This is a genomic window from Synechococcus sp. CCAP 1479/9 (assembly GCF_019038535.1).
Classification (GTDB): Bacteria; Cyanobacteriota; Cyanobacteriia; order PCC-6307; family Cyanobiaceae; genus Cyanobium.
Genome location: NZ_JAFKRK010000024.1, coordinates 45118 through 63630, shown reverse-complemented (window position 1 = coordinate 63630; position 18513 = coordinate 45118). Strand labels below are relative to the sequence as shown.

At 70.3% G+C, this 18513-nt stretch carries 18 protein-coding genes; 5 read left to right on the top strand and 13 right to left on the bottom strand.

Translation table 11 applies throughout. From position 1 onward, the window contains the following. Positions 1-51 precede the first annotated feature (51 nt). On the bottom strand, positions 52-2154 hold the full coding sequence (dnaG, locus tag KUG38_RS09925; protein ID WP_216921000.1) for a DNA primase: 2103 nt from the start codon (positions 2152-2154) through the stop codon (positions 52-54). Positions 2155-2280: 126 nt separating this feature from the next. Between dnaG and KUG38_RS09920 the strand changes: the two genes are divergently transcribed. Then, complete coding sequence (locus tag KUG38_RS09920; RefSeq protein WP_353617769.1) at positions 2281-3195, top strand: DMT family transporter; 915 nt, start codon at positions 2281-2283, stop codon at positions 3193-3195. Beyond that, positions 3192-4610 (top strand): cation:proton antiporter domain-containing protein, encoded by a 1419-nt coding sequence (locus KUG38_RS09915; RefSeq protein ID WP_216920999.1) that lies wholly within the window; start codon positions 3192-3194, stop codon positions 4608-4610. The genes KUG38_RS09920 and KUG38_RS09915 overlap by 4 nt, the downstream gene beginning before the upstream one ends. Here KUG38_RS09915 and KUG38_RS09910 read toward each other — a convergent pair. Further along, entirely contained in the window at positions 4599-5072 is a 474-nt protein-coding gene (locus tag KUG38_RS09910) for a hypothetical protein (RefSeq protein WP_216920998.1), read from the bottom strand. The genes KUG38_RS09915 and KUG38_RS09910 overlap by 12 nt on opposite strands. Before the next feature lie 22 nt (positions 5073-5094). On the opposite strand from KUG38_RS09910, the gene ruvA reads away from it, so the two are divergent. The 3 genes from ruvA (at position 5095) to KUG38_RS09895 (ending at position 6528) form a co-directional block, all read left to right on the top strand. Further along, on the top strand, positions 5095-5745 hold the full coding sequence (ruvA, locus tag KUG38_RS09905) for a Holliday junction branch migration protein RuvA (protein ID WP_216921714.1): 651 nt from the start codon (positions 5095-5097) through the stop codon (positions 5743-5745). A 77-nt stretch (positions 5746-5822) separates the two neighbouring features. Next, positions 5823-6092 carry a 30S ribosomal protein S15 gene (rpsO, locus tag KUG38_RS09900; RefSeq protein WP_015108092.1) on the top strand — a complete coding sequence of 90 codons (270 nt, stop codon included), beginning with the start codon at positions 5823-5825 and terminating at the stop codon, positions 6090-6092. A 10-nt stretch (positions 6093-6102) separates the two neighbouring features. Then, positions 6103-6528, top strand: coding sequence for a PAM68 family protein (locus KUG38_RS09895; RefSeq protein ID WP_216920997.1), 426 nt, complete (start codon positions 6103-6105; stop codon positions 6526-6528). Here KUG38_RS09895 and KUG38_RS09890 read toward each other — a convergent pair. The 11 genes from KUG38_RS09890 to trpD all read right to left on the bottom strand — a co-directional run bounded on the left by KUG38_RS09890 (position 6508) and on the right by trpD (position 18413). Further along, positions 6508-10038 carry a DNA polymerase III subunit alpha gene (locus KUG38_RS09890; RefSeq protein WP_216920995.1) on the bottom strand — a complete coding sequence of 1177 codons (3531 nt, stop codon included), beginning with the start codon at positions 10036-10038 and terminating at the stop codon, positions 6508-6510. The two genes, KUG38_RS09895 and KUG38_RS09890, sit on opposite strands and share 21 nt — an antisense overlap. Positions 10039-10109: 71 nt before the next feature. Next, positions 10110-10601, bottom strand: a complete 492-nt coding sequence (locus tag KUG38_RS09885) for a hypothetical protein (RefSeq protein WP_216920993.1) — start codon at positions 10599-10601, stop codon at positions 10110-10112. A 130-nt stretch (positions 10602-10731) separates the two neighbouring features. Beyond that, complete coding sequence (locus KUG38_RS09880; RefSeq protein WP_216920991.1) at positions 10732-11184, bottom strand: hypothetical protein; 453 nt, start codon at positions 11182-11184, stop codon at positions 10732-10734. After that, positions 11185-11583 carry a YybH family protein gene (locus KUG38_RS09875; protein ID WP_216920989.1) on the bottom strand — a complete coding sequence of 133 codons (399 nt, stop codon included), beginning with the start codon at positions 11581-11583 and terminating at the stop codon, positions 11185-11187. It abuts the gene before it with no gap. A gap of 38 nt (positions 11584-11621) precedes the next feature. Beyond that, a complete protein-coding gene (gene gatA, locus KUG38_RS09870; RefSeq protein WP_216920987.1) occupies positions 11622-13094 on the bottom strand; it encodes an Asp-tRNA(Asn)/Glu-tRNA(Gln) amidotransferase subunit GatA in 1473 nt (490 codons plus the stop codon). Between the two features lie 44 nt (positions 13095-13138). Continuing rightward, positions 13139-13390, bottom strand: coding sequence for a DUF1816 domain-containing protein (locus KUG38_RS09865; protein ID WP_216920985.1), 252 nt, complete (start codon positions 13388-13390; stop codon positions 13139-13141). 63 nt (positions 13391-13453) lie between these two features. Then, positions 13454-15307: a 23S rRNA (guanosine(2251)-2'-O)-methyltransferase RlmB gene (gene rlmB / locus KUG38_RS16940; RefSeq protein ID WP_286195867.1), complete on the bottom strand. Its 1854-nt coding sequence runs from the start codon at positions 15305-15307 to the stop codon at positions 13454-13456. After that, positions 15304-15711 carry a Mini-ribonuclease 3 gene (locus tag KUG38_RS09855; protein WP_216920983.1) on the bottom strand — a complete coding sequence of 136 codons (408 nt, stop codon included), beginning with the start codon at positions 15709-15711 and terminating at the stop codon, positions 15304-15306. Before KUG38_RS09855 ends, rlmB begins: the two co-directional genes overlap by 4 nt. A gap of 16 nt (positions 15712-15727) precedes the next feature. Beyond that, positions 15728-16111: an STAS domain-containing protein gene (locus KUG38_RS09850; protein ID WP_094585891.1), complete on the bottom strand. Its 384-nt coding sequence runs from the start codon at positions 16109-16111 to the stop codon at positions 15728-15730. Between the two features lie 68 nt (positions 16112-16179). Further along, positions 16180-17376 carry a glutamine-hydrolyzing carbamoyl-phosphate synthase small subunit gene (carA, locus tag KUG38_RS09845; protein ID WP_286195866.1) on the bottom strand — a complete coding sequence of 399 codons (1197 nt, stop codon included), beginning with the start codon at positions 17374-17376 and terminating at the stop codon, positions 16180-16182. Beyond that, the gene (gene trpD, locus KUG38_RS09840; protein ID WP_216920981.1) at positions 17373-18413 is read right to left on the bottom strand and encodes an anthranilate phosphoribosyltransferase; all 1041 of its coding nucleotides are present in this window, start codon (positions 18411-18413) and stop codon (positions 17373-17375) included. The genes carA and trpD overlap by 4 nt, the downstream gene beginning before the upstream one ends. Between the last annotated feature and the right edge of the window lie 100 nt (positions 18414-18513).

The following is an 18513-nucleotide window of genomic DNA, read 5'->3' as shown; positions in this document are numbered from 1 at the left end:
GCCTCTACTGAAACTGTAGGGAGAACGGATGGCGGCGAGCGGATCCCGGCGTCAGGCGGCCGGGGCCGTGAGGGTCTCCTCGTAGCCGGCACGGCGGCCGTCATCCAGCTGATTCAGGTAGCGGCGTTCGGCGTAGTAGGCCTCCTGGAAGCGCAGGGCGTCACCGTTGAGCGCGTCGAAGAGGTCGTGGATGCGGGTCTCCATGTCGAGACCGGCGCCGGTGACCGGGGGGGCGACGGGGGGCGAGGGGGCAGCCGTGGCCGGGGGCGCATCGCGCTCCTCCTCCAGAAGACGGGCGATGCACTGCTCGAGGGTCTGGAGGCGCTGACTCGACCAGGCATCGAGCAGGTGGCGGCAGCGGCGCAGCACCCGCTGGCGCTCCAGCGACGCCGTGGCCCCCCGCAGCTGCAGCGGTGGGTGGGCCAGGGCCAGCCGCTGCACCTCACTGGGCTCCAGCAGGGGGGTGAGGCGGCTGAGCAGGGCGCTCTGCTCCACCAGCAGCCGGTCGCCCAGCAGGCGGGGCAGATCGAGATCGGCCAGATCCAGGCCGGGGTCGGTGCCCCGGTTGACGGCCTCGAGCCGGCCGGCCCCGAGGTTGTCCTCCTCCAGTTCACCGATGGCGGCCCAGAGCTGGCGGTGGTGCTGGAGGGCGAAGTCATCGAGCTCCCGCCGGCGCAGCTCGGCGCGGATCACGCCACGCCAGGGAGGGCAGTGCAGGTAGAGGCGCAGGATCTCCGCCTCGGCCCGCTCCCGGTGGCCCACTTCCCCGGGTTGCTCCCATCGGGCCGAGCGGCCGTGCCAGCGCTGGCCCTTGACCTGCTGGCGCAGGTCCTCCTCCAGCTGGATGGCCAGCCGGGCCTGGCCGCCGGAGAGGCGCTCCGCCACCTGCTGCAGGTAGTGGCTGCGCACCGCCGACTGGGGCAGCTTGCCCAGCAGCTGCACCAGCCCCGAAACGGCCTGCTGGAACTGGTCGGCCCGGGCCAGATCCTTTCCCTCAAGCACCTGCTCGATCTGCCAGTCGAGCCAGAGGGGGGCCTGGTCCAGCAGGGAGCGGTACTCCCCCGCGCCGTGCTGCTGGAGAAACTCGTCCGGATCCTTGCCGGCGGGCAGGTGCAGCACCCGCAGCTCCAGCTGGCCCTGCAGCGCCAGCTGCTCCACCTCGCCGATGGCCCGCTGGGCGGCGCGGATGCCCGCCCCGTCGCTGTCGAAGTTGAGGATCAGCCGGCGGCTGTCGCAGCAGCGGCACAGCTGGGTGATCTGGCTGGAGCTGAGGGCCGTGCCAAGGGCGGCCACCGCATTGGTGATGCCGGCGGCGTGCAGGGCGATCACATCGAAATAGCCCTCCACCACCACGGCCCGGTCGTCGCGGCGGATGGCGTCGGCGGCCCGATCCAGCCCGAACAGGTGCTTGCCCTTCTCGAACACCTCCGTTTCCGGGGAGTTGAGGTACTTCGGCTCGGCGCCGTCCAGCCCCCGGCCACCGAAGCCGATCACCCGACCCTGGCGGTCGCGGATCGGCACCATCACCCGGTCGCGGAAGCGGTCGTAGAAGCCGCCGCCCCCCTTGCGGGCCACCACCAGGCCGGCCGCCTCCAGCAGGTCGGGGCCCAGGCCCTCCACCTGCTGCAGGTGCTGCAGCAGGCCGTCCCAGCCGGCCGGGGCATAGCCCAGCTGGAACGCCTCGAGGGTGGTCTCGCTGAGGCCGCGGGTCTGGCGCAGGTAGGTGAGGGCCGCCGCCCCCTCCGGTGAGCGCAGCTGGCCCTGGAACCAGCCCGCCGCCAGGGCCAGCACCCGGTGCAGCCGGTCGCGGCGGGAGAGCTGCTGGCGCAGCCGCTCCTGCTGGGGGCCGTCGAGGGTCTCGACCGGCAGCTGGTATTTGCGCGCCAGATCCAGCACCACCTCGCTGAAGCTGGTGCGCTGCAGCTCCATCAGGAACTTGATGGCGTTGCCGCCGGCCCCGCAGGAGAAGCAGTAATAGAACTGCTTGGCCGGCGACACCGTCATCGACGGGGATTTGTCGTCGTGGAACGGGCAGATCCCGACGAATTCCCGGCCCTTCTTCTTGAGCACCACGTGCTCCCCTACCACATCGACGATGTCGGCCCGCTCCTTGACGGCCTCGATCGTGCGGGGGTGGAGACGGGGAAGGCTCAAGGGTGAAGGCTCAAGGGGGGGAAGGCTTCTGGTGAAAGCGTGGAGGAACGGGCGCCGCGACCCCCCAGCGGTGGTGGTCGAACTGGCGCCATTCTGGGGCCTGCCACCACCGCTGGAGATCGCCGGGTGAACCGAATCAGCCCCGCCGCCGGCGCCGGTGCCCTCCCGGCCGGGGCCTGGATGGTGCTGAGCGCCCTCGCCTTCAGCCTGATGGTGGTGGGGGTCAAGCAGGTGGGCGACCGTCTCCCCCTGGCCGAAGTGGTGCTGGCCCGGGCCCTGGTGAGCCTGGCCCTGAGCTACGCGATGGTCCGCCGGATCGGCGTGGATCCCTGGGGGCAGCGCCGGGGGCTGCTGGTGGTGCGGGGTCTGGTGGGCAGTGCCGCCCTGTTCTGCGTCTATGCCGCCGTCGTGCACCTGCCCCTGGCCGCCGCCACGGTGCTCCAGTACCTCTACCCCACCTTCACGGCGCTGCTGGCCTGGCTGCTGCTGGGCGAACGGCTGGGGCGGCGTGTGCTGGGGGCCATGGGGCTGGGCTGGCTGGGGGTCCTGCTGGTGGCCCGGCCCACGGCCAGCGCCCCCCTGCCGGCGCTCTGGGTGCTGGTGGCGGTGGCCGGCGCCCTGCTCACCGCCGTGGCCTACGTGAGCGTGCGGCGCCTGGCGGAAAGCGAGCATCCGGCCGTGATCATCCTCTACTTTCCGCTCGTCGCCGTGCCCCTCAGCCTGCCGGCGGTGCTGCTGGATCCGGTGCTGCCCACCCCGCCCGAGCTGCTCTGGCTGGTGGCGATCGGGGTGTTCACCCAGCTGGGCCAGGTGGGGCTCACCCGGGCCCTCACCCAGCTTCCGGCGGCCCGGGCGACGGCGATCAGCTACGTGCAGGTGGGATTCGCCGCCCTCTGGGGCTGGTGGATCTTCGGGGAACCCATGGATCTGCCCACGGCGGGCGGAGCGGGCCTGATCCTGGTGGCCACACTGATCTGCCTGGGCAAACCTCCGGGCGTCGCCGGGGCGATGCCATCGACGCAGAAGCCGCCCGTACGATGACGCCGCCGGATTGGGTCCCTCTGCTGTCCCCGCCATTCCCCGTTGGGCTCCATTGCTGGCTGGCCACGGTGGTGGCGGGCTTCAGTCAGGGGGCGGAGACGCCATTGATCAGGCCGCCGATCGCGCCGGGGATCGTCCCCCTGCCGCTGATGATGCTGACCATCGGCGGCATCTTTCTCGGCACGCTGGCGATCAGTCGCTTTTCGCTGAAGATCGGGGTGCCGGCGATTCTCGGCGTTCTGTTGTTCGGCCTGCTGATCAACCCCTCCGTCACCCTGTTCAGCCATGACACGATCCTGCGACTGCAGGTTCTGAGCCTGTCGATCCTGCTGTTCAACGCCGGACTGGAAACCGATATCCGCTCGATTCGCGGCTTTCTGGAGTACGGCATCATCCTGGCGGTGGGAGGCGTGATCATCTCCAGCCTGCTGCTGGGGCTGATCATCTGGTTTGTGGCCTCCCCCGATGCGGCCGGCATCGAACTCGGTTTCCGGCAGGTGCCGCTGGCCGTGGCGATGCTGATCGCCGCCTGCCTCGGGTCGACGGACGCCGGGGCCACGATGAATGTGCTGCAGCTGGTGGAGCGGGCGATCCCTCGGCGGCTGGCGGCCCTGGTGCAGTTCGAATCCTCCGTCAACGATCCCACCGGCATCCTGTTTCTGGGCGTGGTGATCGGCCTGACGACCCTGGAGGGGGCCAGCGGCGGGCAGCAGGGAGTGGTGGTGGAGCAGCTGCAGACCTTCCTGCAGAAGATCGGCTCCGGTCTGCTGATCGGGGTCTGCGTGAGCTATCTGGGACGCTTCAGCCTCAACCGGCTGGTGCGGGAAAGCAACCAGCTCCTGATCCTGGGCATCGCCATCAGCCTGATCTCCTACGGCGTGGCGGAGCTGATGGGTGGTTCCGGCTTCATCAGCGCCTACGTGGCGGGCCTGATGCTGCGCAACCACACCTACAGCAACGAACGGATCACACCGGAGGCCCTGCAGCAGACCCTGCTGCCGTTCAACAACATGACCGAAATCACCGTTTTCCTGATCTTCGGTCTGAGCGTCCATCCGTTCGAACTTCTACCGGCGCTGCCCGAGGGCATCGTCGTCGCCCTCGCCATGATGCTGGTGGCAAGGCCGGCGAGTGTGCTGCTGTTGCAGCGCTTCTCTCCCTTCACGCTGCGGGATTCGCTCCTGGTGTCCTGGTGCGGCCTGCGGGGGGCCGTACCCCTGGCCCTGAGTTTCGAGATGGTCGACGCCATCCCCAAGGTGCGCGGCATCGACACGGCCACGGTGCCGTCCCTGGTGCAGAACGCGGGCGGCATCGTCTTCTGCGTCGTGGTGATCAACCTGCTGGTGCAGGGCCTCACCCTGCCGCACGTGGCCCGCTGGCTGCGGCTCTCCGAAGGGGCCCCCTCAGCCCCGTGAGCGCAGGGGCAGGGGATCGGTGATCCAGTCCTGGCTGCTGCCGTCGCTGCTGCCGCTGGGGCGGGCCAGCCGCCAGCTCTGCCCCTTCGAGCCCGGCTGCAGATAGAGCTCGAAGGGGCTGTCGACCCGGATGGCATCCCCCGGCAGGCGCCAATCGAAGCGGCCGGTGAGGTGCAGGCCGCGGTCCCCCCCGATGGCAACGCCATCCTGGGCATCGACCCGCACCCGGCTCACCTCGGGCAGGCCGTCCGCCTGGAGATCGAGGGCCTGGGCGATGGCCCCCTGGGTGAGATGGATCTGCAGGGAAAGGGCGTCGAGCAGCACGCTCCGGGGCGGCTGGCCGACCCTGCCGCAGCCCCCGAGAAGCAGCAGCACGGCCAGCAGCGCCGCCAGCAGCAGCGCCGGCACCGGGGCCGGCAACGAGGGGAGGCGAGCCGGGGGGCTTGGCAGGAGGGGCAGCATGGGGGCTGACGCACGTCTCACCATGATCGGCTGGCTGCAGGGGCGACTGGCCGAACCATGGCAGCAGGCTCACCGTTGCGGGGCGCTGCTGATCTGCCAGGGGGTGGGTTACGAAGTGCAGCTCACCCTGCGGCAGTGGCGTCGCCTGCCGGAGGAGGGCAGCGAACTGGCCCTGCACATCCACCACAGCATCCGCGACGACGGCTGGACCCTCTACGGCTTCCCCGATCGGCGTGAGCGGGACCTGTTCCGCGAACTGGTGGCCGTGAGCGGCGTGGGCCCCCAGATGGCCCTGGGCCTGCTCGGGGCGCTGGAGGTGCCCGATCTCGTGCGCGCCATCGTCCACGCCGACCTGCGCAGCCTCTGCCTGGCTCAGGGGGTGGGCAAGCGCACGGCCGAGCGCCTGTCGGTGGAGCTGCGCGCGCGCCTGCAGGAGCGCTTCAGCGGCCTGGTGGATCCCCTGGAGGACGACGGGGAGACTGGCGATGGGGTCGACGGGGCCCCTTCGGCCCCCTGCCGCGAGGAGGTGCAGATCACCCTGGTGGCCCTCGGCTACGAGCCCCTGGAAATCCACCGGGCCCTGCGGGCCGTCGCCGCGGGGATCGATGGGTCCGCCGGCGCCGACGACTGGATCCGGGAAAGTCTGCGCTGGCTGTCCCGCGCCGTGGCCTGAATCGGGCCGGTCCGGGGGAGTGCCAACGGGCCGCACGTTAAGGTGTTGGTTTGCACCGTTCGGGCTCAGATCCGCCCATGCCGCTCACCACCACCCAGAAACAGGAACTGATCAATTCCCATCAGGCCCACGGCACCGACACCGGCTCGGTGGAAGTGCAGGTCGCGATGTTGAGCGAGCGGATCCAGCAACTCAGTGGCCACCTGCAGAAGAACATCCACGACTTCTCCTCGCGCCAGGGGCTGCTCAAGATGATCGGCCGCCGCAAGCGCCTGCTCGGCTACCTCCGCGCCCAGAGCGAGACCCGCTACGCCGAACTGATCAAGAAGCTCGGCATCCGCGGCTGAGGACGGATCCATGGCCCGTCGGCCGAAGCCGAAATCCTTCGGGGCGGACCGCCCCGTGCCGACCCCGGCCAAGGCGCCCCGCCAGCAGGTGATCCCGGATGCGGTGGCCAACCGCATGGTGCGGCGCATCGCCATCGCCACCGGCACCCCCACGGTGCTGGGCATGGGGGTGTTCGTCGCCAGTTACCTGCTGGTGAGCCGCGGGGTGCTCGACATACCCCCCGGCCTCACCCTGGTGGGCTCCGGGGCCTTCTTCCTGCTCGGCCTGCTGGGCCTCAGCTACGGCGTTCTTTCGGCCAGCTGGGAGGACGGTCCCGGCAGCCTGCTGGGCTTCGAGCAGATCGGCGTCAACATCGGCCGGGTGCGGGCCTCGGTGCGGGCCATGCGCCAGGGCGCTGCGGGCACCGGGTCAGGCTCAGGCACTCCCCAGGGGTGAGCGCAGCCACGCCCTGAAGTCGGCCGAGGCCAGGGTCTCCACGGCCGCGGGCGCGTCGGCGACGCAGAACTGACCCCCCAGGCGCACGAAGCGGGTTTCGTCCTGGTGCTTCACCAGGGCCACCACCGGCACCCGCACCCCCGCCTCCTCCTGGCCAGGCCGGTGGCGGGTGAGGCATTCCCGCAGGCGGTGCTGGACGGCGATGTCACCGGCCTGCTCGGGGGCCAGCTCCACCATCACCAGCTGCAGGTCCTCGATGCTGCGGCAGTCGTCGACGAGCAGCTGCACCCGGTCGTCGCGGCGGTCGACGCCTGCCCAGAGCAGCAGGCGGGCATCCACCATCAGGTGGTCGGCCAGGCGGGCGTAGCTCTTGGGGAACACCACCGCCTCGCAGGAGCCGGTGAGGTCCTCCAGCTGCAGCACGGCCATGCGGTCCCCCTTGCGGGTGGTCACCTGGCGGATCTCGCTCACCATCACCACCACGCTCACCTTGGCCTTGTCGGCCATCTCCTCGAGATTGGCCAGGCCGATCGGCGTCAGCAGCCGCACCTGGGACGCCAACTGGCGCAGGGGGTGGTCGGAGATGTAGAAGCCCAGCAGCTCCTTCTCCAGCTTCAGCTTCTCGGTGGGGGGATAGTCGGGCACCGGAGCGGCCTTCGGCGGGGCGGGGGCCTCGACGGCAGCGCCGCCCTCCGAAGTACCGGCAGCCCCGCCGCCGAACAGGTCGAAAAGGTTGCCCTGGCCGCTGGCCCGGTCGCGGGCCCGGGAGCTGGCCCAGTCGAGCACCAGATCGAGGTCGGCCATCAGCTGGGCCCGGTTGGCCTTGGGCTCCAGGCCATCGAGGGCACCGCAGTGGATCAGGGACTCGATCGCCCGGCGGTTGAGCTGCTGGCCAGGGATCCGGTCGCAGAGATCGGCCAGGTGCAGGAAGGGGCCGCCGCTGGAGCGGGCCTCGATCAACTGGCGGATGGCGCCGTCGCCCAGGTTGCGGATGGCCGAGAGGCCGAAGAGGATCTTCTTGCCCACGGGGGTGAAGTCGATGCCGGAGGCATTGACGTCCGGCGGCATCACCTCGATGCCCATCGCCTGGCAGTTGGCGATGTAGCGCTGCACCTTGTCGGTGGTGCCGGCATTCACCGTGAGCAGGGCCGCCATGTAGGCCACCGGATGGTGGGCCTTGAGGTAGGCGGTCTGGTAGGTGACGGCGCCGTAGGCGGTGGAATGGCTCTTGTTGAAGCAGTACTCGGCGAACAGCACCATCTGGTCGAACAACGCATCGGCGATGGAAGCCTCCACGCCCCGTTCGCTGGCGCCGGTGACGAACTGGTGGCGATGCTTCTGCATCTCCGACACCTTCTTCTTGCCCATCGCCCGCCGCAGCAGGTCGGCTTCACCGAGGGAATAGCCCGCCAGGTCCTGGGCGATCCGCATGATCTGCTCCTGGTAGACCATGATCCCGTAGGTCTCCTTGAGGATCGGCTCCAGCTTGGCGTGGGCCACATCAATGGCCTCGCGGCCATGCTTGCGGTTGATGAACTTGGGGATCAGGCCCGCATCGAGGGGGCCCGGCCGATAGAGGGCCAGGATCGAGGAGATGTCCTCCAGGGAGGAAGGCTTGAGATCACGGACGATCTGGCGCATGCCGCTGGATTCGAGCTGGAAGATGCCCTCCAGATCGCCCCGGGCCAGCAGGGCGTAGGTGCCCGGATCGTTGGCCGGCAGGGCGTCGGGATCGAGCCGTTCCCCCTCGGCCTGGGCCACCAGCTCGATCGTCTTCTCGATCATGGTGAGGTTCTTGAGGCCCAGGAAGTCCATCTTCAGCAGGCCCATCGCCTCGACGTCCTCCATGAAGTACTGGGTGATCACCTGGCCGTCGTTGTTGCGCTGCAGGGGCACCAGTTCGTCGAGGGGTTCGGCGGCGATCACCACGCCGGCCGCATGGACACCGAAGGTCTTGTTGGTGCCCTCGATGCGGCGGGCCAGGTCGACCCAGTGGCGCACCTTCGGGTCGTTTTCATACTTCTCGCGGAACTCCGGCACCGGCGACTCGGCGCCGATCATCTCGGCGAGCTTGGCGGGCTTGCCCCGGGCCACGGGAATCAGCTTGGCCAACCGGTCGGCTTCGCCGTAGGGGATGTCGAGCACCCGGGCCACGTCCTTGAGCACCGCCTTGGAGGTCATCCGGTTGAAGGTGATGATCTGGGCGACCTTGTCCTCGCCGTAGCGCTGCGTCACGTACTCGATCACCTCACCGCGGCGCTCGATGCAGAAGTCGGTGTCGATGTCAGGCATCGACTTGCGTTCCGGGTTGAGGAAGCGCTCGAACAGCAGGCCGTGCTCCACCGGATCGATGTTGGTGATGCCGAGGGAATAGGCCACCAGAGAACCGGCGGCCGAACCCCGGCCCGGCCCCACGGGGATGCCGCTCTCGCGGGCGAAGCGGATGTAGTCCCAGACCACCAGGAAGTAGGTGGGGAAGCCCATCTGCTCCATCACCTGCAGCTCAAACGCCAGCCGCTCCCCGTAGGCCGGGTCGATGGCGGCATCGGCAGCGATCCCCAGCCGGTCCCGCAGGCCCTGGTGGGCCACCTCGCTGAGGTAGCTGACGGCGGTGTGGCCCTCGGGGATCGGGAAGCGGGGCATCTGGTAGCGCCCCAGGATGTCGTAGTCCTCCACCTTCTCGGCCACCCGGGCGGTGGTGGCGATGGCCGCGGCGATCACCTCCGGCTCGAGGTGGTCGCCGAAGAGCCGGGCCATCTCCGCCTCGCTCTTGATGTATTCGGTGCCCGTGTAGCGCAGGCGCTTCTCATCACTGATCAGCTTGCCGGTGAGCACGCACAGCAGGGCGTCGTGGGCCTCGACGTCGTTGCTGGTGAGGTAGTGGGCGTCGTTGGTGGCGATCAGGGGGATGCCCAGCTCGGCGCTGATCCGGGCCATCTCGACGTTGACGATGCGGTCCTCTAAGCCGCCATGGTCCTGGATCTCCAGGTAGAAGTCGTCACCGAACACCTCCCGGTACCAGCTGGCCACCTCGCGGGCCACCTCCGGGCGACCGCGCAGGATCGCCTGGGGAATCTCACCGCCCAGGCAGGCGGTGGCCACCATCAGCCCTTCGCTGTACTGCCGCAGCAGGGCTTTGTCGATGCAGGCCCGCGAGAAGATCCCCCGGCCACGCATGCCCCGCAGGTGGCTGATGCTGGTGAGCTTCACCAGGTTGCGATAGCCGACGGCATTCTTGGCCAGCACCACCAGGTGGTAGCGACGCTCCTTCTTCAGCTGCGGATCCTCGATCGAGCCGTTGATGACGTACATCTCGTTGCCGATGATCGGCTTGATGCCCGCCTTGGTGCAGAGCTTCAGCAGCTCGATGGCGCCGTACATCACCCCGTGGTCGGTGAGGGCCAGGGCCGGCATGCCCAGCTCCACGGCCCGCTGCACCATCGCCGGCAGCTGGGAGGCCCCGTCCAGCAGGCTGTAGTCGCTGTGGTTGTGGAGCGGGACGAAGGCCATGGCGTCGGACGGCAGCGCCACCACATGTTGCGCCCACCCTACTGGTGACACCACCAGTAGGGTGGGCCTGACTATCTGGCCGCCTGGAGACTCGGGCAGGGCGCGGCCCACAGGCTCTGCAGCTTGAGGGCCTGGTCGGTGTCGCCCTTGGCACTGAGCTGGTTCACCGTCAACTGGATTCTTTCGCAGTCGACCTGCTTCTCAAGCCTGGCGCGCTGGGTCCGTAGGTCCTGTAACTCCCGCTCCGCCTGCTGGCGCCTGGCCTGCTGCTGGCCATCGGCCGCCAGGAGCCGGCTTGCCCCGGCGTCCATCTCCCTGAGCTCCAGCTGCAGGGCAGCCTCCCGCTGGGAGGCGGAGTCCAGTTCGTTCTTGAGGGCCAGTTCGCCCTGCATCCGCTCCATGGATTGCCGGTTGGCCTGATCCTGGGCGGCCTGGGCCCGGGCCTCGGCCTCAAGTCGCTGCTGGTGCTGGTTGTTGAGGAAGGCGCCACCGGCGACCACCACCACAACCGCAGAAACGACAGCGAGCCAGGTCCTGTTCTGACGACGGGAGAGGTTGTCCATACCCATCTCTAGACAGGCAGCCAGTCACCGTTGGCCGATCGCTGCGGCGGATCCGTGGCCGATGGGATGCAGCCGCCTGCATGGAGTCGCCTGCATGGAGCCGCAGCCAACCATCCCTGGCCTCGGCTGCCTAGGGAGGTGGCCAGAGGCACGTGCCGGCATCCAGGACATCGGAATCATCCACGAACCTGACGATGCTTCCATCGGCGCGGATGTACTGGAAATCATCGATCAAGGACCCCTCGTTTGTGTACACATAGCGTCCCGCCGATTCAGGGGCTGTCGCTTCGATCCACTGCGTCTCGAACTCCGATGGCCTTCCCCCTTCAACCCGCCTCAGCTCCGTCACTTTCAACAGTTTCAGGGGGATGGGACCACGACTCCCCTGGTATAGGGCGTAGGCGCTGGAATCACTGTTGGATCGAAGGCCGAACTGAAGTCTCTGAAGAGGCTCCACGCCGATCGATCTCAGGCAGCGGACATTGTCCTGACCGGCCCGGACGGGAAGGGAGGTGGCGATCAGGAACAGCAGGACGGCCAGGCAGCGCTTCCTCTGGATCTCGATGGGGGCTCGCACGATCAATCAGCCTCTTTCGATCGGTTTGGAGACGTGCTGGTGGGCAACCTTCCATTGCCCATCACCCTTGCGCAGGCAGAACGTGATGCGGACGGTATCGCTGAACGTCTGTCCGTCCGGGAGTGTTCCCCCGCACTGGACCAGGCCGAAGGCATAACCCACATCAGCTCCCGCCTCGACAGCGAGATCCTGCAGCGCGAACAGCACGGCGCCCCGGGCGTCCGGCTGCCAGGACTCCCAGCTGTCCCGATACTGCGCCGCCGTGGTGTAGCGCAGCGGCGAGAGGACATCGAAGATCACCAGATCCTCCAGATGGTGGGCGAGAACGTCGTCGTGCCGGCCGTCCCGGGTGGCCTCGGCCCATTGATCCAGCACGTTCCGGATCGCCGCCTCTTCCGCATGCATGGCCGGCGCCTCCGGGAGGGTGGGATTCTGGCTCCTGCTCAGGCCACCAGGGCCGCCGCGGGCCGGGCGTCCATCACCCGGGCCGCCTGCTCGTACTGGTGGGCGACACGCAGCAGCTTGGGCTCCTCCAGCACGCCGGTGATCAGCTGCAGGCCGATCGGCAGGCCCTGGGCGTCGAAGCCGCAGGGCACGCTGATGGCCGGCAGGCCCGCCAGGTTGGCGGGGATGGTGAGCAGGTCGGCCAGGTACATGGCCAGGGGATCGCCGGCGTGGGCGCCGCTGGGGAAGGCGGTGGTGGGCGAGGTGGGGGTCAGCAGCACGTCGACGGTCTCGAAGGCGCGGTCGAAATCGCGGCGGATGAGGGTGCGCACCTGCTGGGCCTTGCGGTAGTAGGCATCCACGTAGCCGGCGGAGAGGGCATAGGTGCCGATCAGGATGCGCCGCTGCACCTCCTCGCCGAAGCCCTCGGCCCGGCTGCGGGCCGTCATTGCCGCCAGGCCATCGCTGCCCGGCTCGCCGGGGGCGGCCCGGAAGCCGTACTTGACGCCGTCGTAGCGGGCCAGGTTGGCGGAGGCCTCCGAGGGGGCGATCACGTAGTAGGTGGCGATGCCGTCGTTGAAACGGGGGCAGCTCACGTCCACCAGCTCACAGCCCAGGGCCTCCAGCTGGGCGGCGGCCGCCAGCACCGAGGCCTTCACCGCGGGGTCCAGCCCCTCCTGGTCGAAACACTCGCGGATCAGCCCCACCCGCAGCCCGGCGATGGGGGTCTCCAGCTCGGCGGAGTAATCGGGCACCGGCGCCCGCAGGCAGGTGGCATCGCGGGGGTCCTCCCCGGCGATCACCTGCAGCAGTTCGGCGGCATCGGCCACGCTGCTGCTGAACGGGCCCACCTGGTCGAGGGAGGAGGCGAAGGCCACCAGTCCCCAGCGGCTCACCCGGCCGTAGGTGGGCTTGAGGCCCACCACCCCGCAGAAGCTGGCGGGCTGGCGGATCGAGCCACCGGTGTCGGAGCCCAGCGAACCGATGCATTCACCGGCGGCCACGGCGGCCGCACTGCCGCCGGAGCTGCCGCCGGGCACCCGATCCGGATTCCAGGGGTTGCGGCTGGCGCCGAAGGCCGAGGTCTCGGTGGAGCTGCCCATGGCGAACTCGTCGAGGTTGGTCTTGCCCAGCAGCACCGCGCCGGCCCGCCAGAGCCGCTCGGTCACCGTGGATTCGTAGGGGGGCACGAAGTTCTCCAGCATGCGGCTGGAGCAGGTCGTGCGGATGCCCTTGGTGCAGAGGTTGTCCTTGATGGCCAGGGGAATGCCGGCCAGGGGGGGCAGGGTCTCACCAGCTGCCCGGGCCGCGTCGATGCGATCGGCATCGGCCCGCGCCCGCTCGGCGGTGACCTCCAGAAAGGCATGCACGGTGGGATCCACCGCCGTGATGCGCGCCAGGTGGCGATCCGTGAGCTCCCGGGCCGACACCTCGCCCCGCCGAAGCTGCTCCCGCCATTCGGCGATGCCCATCCAACCGCTAGCCAGCTGCGATGGACGCTATCAGTCGGCCAGAATCAGTCGGCCAGATCGGAAAATTCGGTGAACGGCTCGCTGCGGCCGGTGCGCAGGCACTGGTGCTCCAGGGAGGCCGGTGACTCCGCCCGCAGGTCGTCCAGGAAGGCGGGCAGCGCCTGCTCCAGCGTCCGCCGACGCACGAAGGGCCCGAACCAGTACACCGCGTCGGGGGAGCGGGTTTCCACCCGCGCCCACCAGGCCAGGCCCAACCCATTGGCGATGCCGCGCGTGGGCCAGAGCAGTGGGTTCATGGAGGGGAGGGGGAGGCGAGGTGGCCATTCTGGGGGGCGGTTGGGCCGCCCCCGTCGGGGGCATCAGAGGCGGATGTCCCCGTCGAAGCCGGGCTGGGCCGATGGCAGGTAGGGCAGGGGCTCCAGGGGGTTCGCCTGGGACTCGGCGAGCGGCGCCGCCGTCACCTCCGGCAGCACCGGGAGGTCGTCCGGGTCGGCTTCGGCGGCGGCCGGTTCGGCCGACTCGGTGGTTACGGATTCGGCCAGCTCGGCGGCTACCGGTTCGGCCTGAGCCTCCTGGTGGCTCCAGGCAGGGCCGTTGTCACCATCGAGCTCCTCGTCGAGCTCCACGTCGAGCTCCTCAGCCGCCGCTTCGTCCAGGAACGGGGCATCCAGTTCGGCCATGACCTCCGCGTCCGGGGCGCCTTCCGCTTCCGGCATGGCCTCCGTCTCCGGCAGCACCACAGCTTCGGGCCGGGTCTCCGGCTCGGGGTCGGGGGGCGCCGGCATCGAGGGCCGCACGATCCTGGGGGCGGGGGCGGTGCCCGTCAGGCCCCGCATCCAGCCGCGCCGGGCGACTTCGTAGAGCAGCAGCGCCGTGGCCACGGAGGCGTTCAGGCTCGGCGTGGCACCCCGCAGGGGAATGCGCACCAGCTGGTCGCAGGAGCGGCGGGTGAGCAGTGACAGGCCGTCCCCCTCCGAACCGGTGACCACCACCAGGGGGCCCTCCAGGTCCACCTCCTCCAGGCTGACCGTGCCCTCCTCGGCCAGACCCACCACCCGGTAACCCTCCTGCTTGAGGGTGTCGAGGGAGCGGTTGAGGTTCACCACCCGGGCCACGGGCAGGTGCTCGAGGGCGCCGGCCGCCACCTTCGCCACCGAGCCGGTCAGGCCGGCATTGCGGCGCTGGGGCAGGACCATGCCATGGGCCCCCAGGGCTTCGGCGCTGCGGACGATGGCGCCGAGGTTGTGGGGATCGGTGAGGCCGTCCACCGCGATCAGCAGGGGCGCTTCACCGATGCTGCGGCAGCCCTCGATCAGGCTGGTCAGGTCGAGGGTCTCGGCGGCGGCGGGCTGCAGCACGATGCCCTGGTGCACGGCCCCCCCGGTGAGCTGGCCCAGGCGCGCCCAGGTCACTTCTTCCACGAGCACGCCGGAGGCCTTCGCCTCCCGCAGCAGCTGCAGGAACCGGGGGTTGAAGCGCATCTCAGGCGTGCACCACACCCGGTGGATCGGCCGGCCGCTCTCCAGGGTGGCCTGGGTCGTGTGGCGGCCCCAGATCAGGTCGGTGGGGGCAGAGGCGGCGAAGGCCTCCGCTGCGCCACGGAAATCGACATCAGAACCGTCGGACTCCGGCCGATCGGGGCCGCTACGGCCCTGGAAGGGGCGTGGGGCGCGGTCGGCGTCCCGGAACAGGGCAGGGCCGCGGCGGGCCGGCCCTGTCCGCGACGGGATGGGACGGCCGCTGGTCGGACGTCCGGCGCCGGAGCGGCTGGGGACGGGGCGGCTGGGGACGGGGCGGCCGGGAACTGGGCGGCCGAAGGAGGGGCGGGCGGGGACGAAGCGGTCCCCACCACGCCGCTCGCGGGTCGGCCGGCCGCCGCCGCCGCGGGCGTCGTCGGGGCGATCGGCGCCGGGGCGGCCCTCAAAGGGTCGACGGCCGTAGGGGCTGCCGCCGGCTCGATCGGGGGAACCCGACCGCTCGCCAGCACGCTCGCCACCCCTCTCAACGCCCCGATCCCGATCGAAGGGGGGCCTGTCACGGCCATAGCCCTCTCCAGGGCGGCGGGGGCGGGCTGAGCCGGAACCGCGGCTGATGGGGCGCCCGCCGGCACCGGAGCCGAGACGCCGGGGAGTCCGGTCAGCGCCGGGGTCGGAACGGCGGTCAGGACGACGGTCGGGGCGACGGTCGCCGCGGCGGTCAGGGGAGGGACTCATGGGCTGGCGGATGGGGAACGGGGTTCGGTCTTCTCGAGATGGTCCAGCAGCTCAGCCAGCCGTCTGGGGTCCTGCAGAAAAAGCCATCCCAGCATCGTCTCAAATCCCGTGGCCTGCCCATAGGCCTGGGGCGCACCGCGGCGAGGGCCCCGCCCGGCCTGGTTGCGTCCGCGCAGGACCAGGCGGCGTTCCGCTTCGCTGAGCAGGGGATCCAGTCGCCGCAAGGCCTCGGCCTGGGCTTCGGCCTGCACTTCCCCCACCACCGCCCGGTGCAGATCGGCGGCCCGGGCCGGCTGGCGGCAGTGGCGGAGCCGCTGGTGCAGTTCCCAGACCGCATCCCCCAGCCAGGCCAGCTGGGCCGTGGCGAGGTCCGTGGATGGTGCCTGGGGGGGCACGGAGGCCACCCAGAGGCCGGGCCCCTCAGGCGGGGGCGAGGCTGCCAAGGGCGGACTCCAGATCGGGTTGCAGGTGCAGGAAGGCCTCCAGGCGCACCAGCTTGACCGTCTGGACGACCCGGGCGTTGCCGACGACGATGAACTGGCGGGAGCTGTCGTTGAACAGTTTGGCCAGCTGCACCAGGGCGCCGAGTCCGGAGGAGTCGATGAAATCGATTCGGCTCAGGTCGATGACCACAGGGAGGGTCTCTCCCTTGTGGCGGTCCGTGATGAATTCGGTGAACTGCTTGTCGGAATAGGCGTCCAGCTGCCCCGTGAAACTGAACAGCAGGCACGCATCCCGCCGTTCGCTGCCCCCTCTCAGGGAGACGGTCAGTCGCTGCAGGTCGGTGATGGCCCCAGTCCTCAAGGAGTTGAACGCGCCGAACTGTAGAGACCCCGATCCAGAATGCGGGAACCGCAACGAAACGTGCCGATTCAGCGACGTTCCGCCATCAACGCCACGAACCGGGCGAAGTGGTGGTCGGCGTCGTGGGGACCGGGGCTGGCCTCCGGGTGGTACTGGACACCGAAGACGGGCTGGTGGCGCAGAGCCAGGGCCGCCACGGTGCGGTCGTTGAGGTTGAGGTGGGTGATCCGCACCCGCTCGGCCGGAAGGGAGGCCGCATCAAGGGCGAAGCCGTGGTTCTGGCTGGTGATCTCCACCGAACCGGGCGAGCCGCAGGGGTGGTTGAGGCCGCGGTGGCCATAGCCGAGCTTGAAGCTGCGCCCCCCCAGGGCCAGGCCGAGGATCTGGTGACCCAGGCAGATGCCGAAGAGCGGCAGCTGGGGCTGCTGCAGCAGGTCCCTGGCCAGGGCGATGCCTTCGGCCACGGCGGCCGGGTCACCGGGGCCGTTGGAGAGGAACACCCCCTCCGGCTCCAGGGCCAGCACCTGCTCCAGGGTGGCGTCCGCCGGCAGCACGGTGACCGCGCAGCCATGGGCCACCAGGCGCTCGAGGATGGCGCGCTTGATGCCGAAATCGATCGCCACCACCCGGTAGGGACGGTCGGGAGAGGCCTGGAGCCTGGCGTCGAAGGCGGCCGCGCAACTGCGGTCCCAGGTGTAGGGCTCCCGGGTGCTCACCTGGGCGGCCAGGTTGAGTCCGTCCATCGAGGGGGCGGCCCGCACCCGCTCCAGCAGCGCGGCTGGGTCGGTGCCGTCGCTGGCGATGGCGCCGTTGAGGGCGCCGCCTTCCCGCAGGTGGCGCACCAAGGCGCGGGTGTCGACGCCACGGATGCCCACCACCCCCTGGCGGACCAGCCAGTGGTCGAGGGTCTCCTGGCAGCGCCAGCTGCTGGGCCGGGGGGCGAGCTGGCGCAGGATGCAGCCGCGGGCGTGGGCGTGCTCGGCCTCCAGGTCCTCCCCGTTGACACCGGTGTTGCCGAGTTCCGGATAGGTGAAGGTGATCAGCTGGCCGGCGTAGCTCGGATCGGTGAGCACCTCCTGGTAGCCGGTCATGCCGGTGTTGAAGACCACCTCGCCGCAGACGCTGCCGCGGGCGCCGCAGGCCAACCCCCGCAGCACGGTGCCATCGGCCAGAACGAGCACGGCCGGCGTGTCGCCTTCGGTGCTGGGGGCCTCGGGGGCCACCTGTGGGGTGTCCAGGGGGGCGTCGGCAGGAATCCCGATCATCCTTCAGACCCCGACAGGGCAGCGCGCAGCGCCTCCAGCCTGGCCCAGGCGCTGCCGTCGCCCAGGGCCTGGCGGGCCCGTTCCAGACCCGCGGCGATGGACGGCTCCAGCCCGGCGGCCCAGAGCACCAGGGCGGCGTTCAGGGCCACCACATCGGCCTGGGCCCGGGTGCCGCCGCCCTGCAGGACCGCCTCGAGGATGGCGCGGTTGGCGGCCACATCCCCACCCCGCAGGGCCTCCAGATCCGCCGGGGCCAGCCCCAGCGCAGCAGGATCCAGCCAATCGCGGCGCACCTCGCCGTCCTCCAGCAGGCGGAGCTCGCTGGGACCCGAGAGGGTGGCCTCATCGAGGCCGCCGTGGCCGTGGACGACGACGGCCCGTCGCTGACCGAGGCGGCGCAGGGCGTCGGCCATCGGATCCAGCAGGTCGGGCCGGGCCACCCCGAGCACCTGGGCCTCGGGTGTCAGGGGATTGACCAGCGGTCCGAGCAGGTTGAACACGGTGCGCACGCCGAGGGTGCGGCGCAGGGGGGCCATGCCCACCAGGGCGGGATGCCAGCCCGGGGCGAACAGGAAGGTCACACCGGTGCGCGGCAGGGCCTCCACCACCGTGGCCAGGGGAGCCCCCAGGTCGAGGCCCAGGGCCTCGAGCACGTCGGCCGATCCGACCCGGCCACTGGCGCTGCGGTTGCCGTGCTTGGCCACATGGGCACCACAGGCGGCCGCCGTGAAGGCCACGGCCGTGGAGATGTTGAAGCTGTCGGCACCGGCCCCGCCCGTGCCGCAGGTGTCGATCAGCTCCAGCGGCGGCCGCTCGCCCGGCAGGGGGCAGGCCTGCCGCAGGACGGCGGCCATCGCCGCCAGTTCCTCGCCGCTGGTGCCCTTGGCCCGCAGGGCGGCCAGCAGGCCTCCGGTGAGCACCGGGTCGATGCTCCCGTCCAGCCAACCCCGCATCAGGGCGGCGGCCTGGTCGGCCTGGAGATCCTGGCCGTTGAGGAGCTGCTCCAGCAGCTGGGGCCAGGTGGGGGAGGCGGACATCACCGAACGCTGAAGCATCAGCGGCAACTTACGGGAGTCCGGCCATCGACAGGAACGGGGGACAGGAGCGCAAGAAAAAAGCCCGGGTGCAGAGCACGCC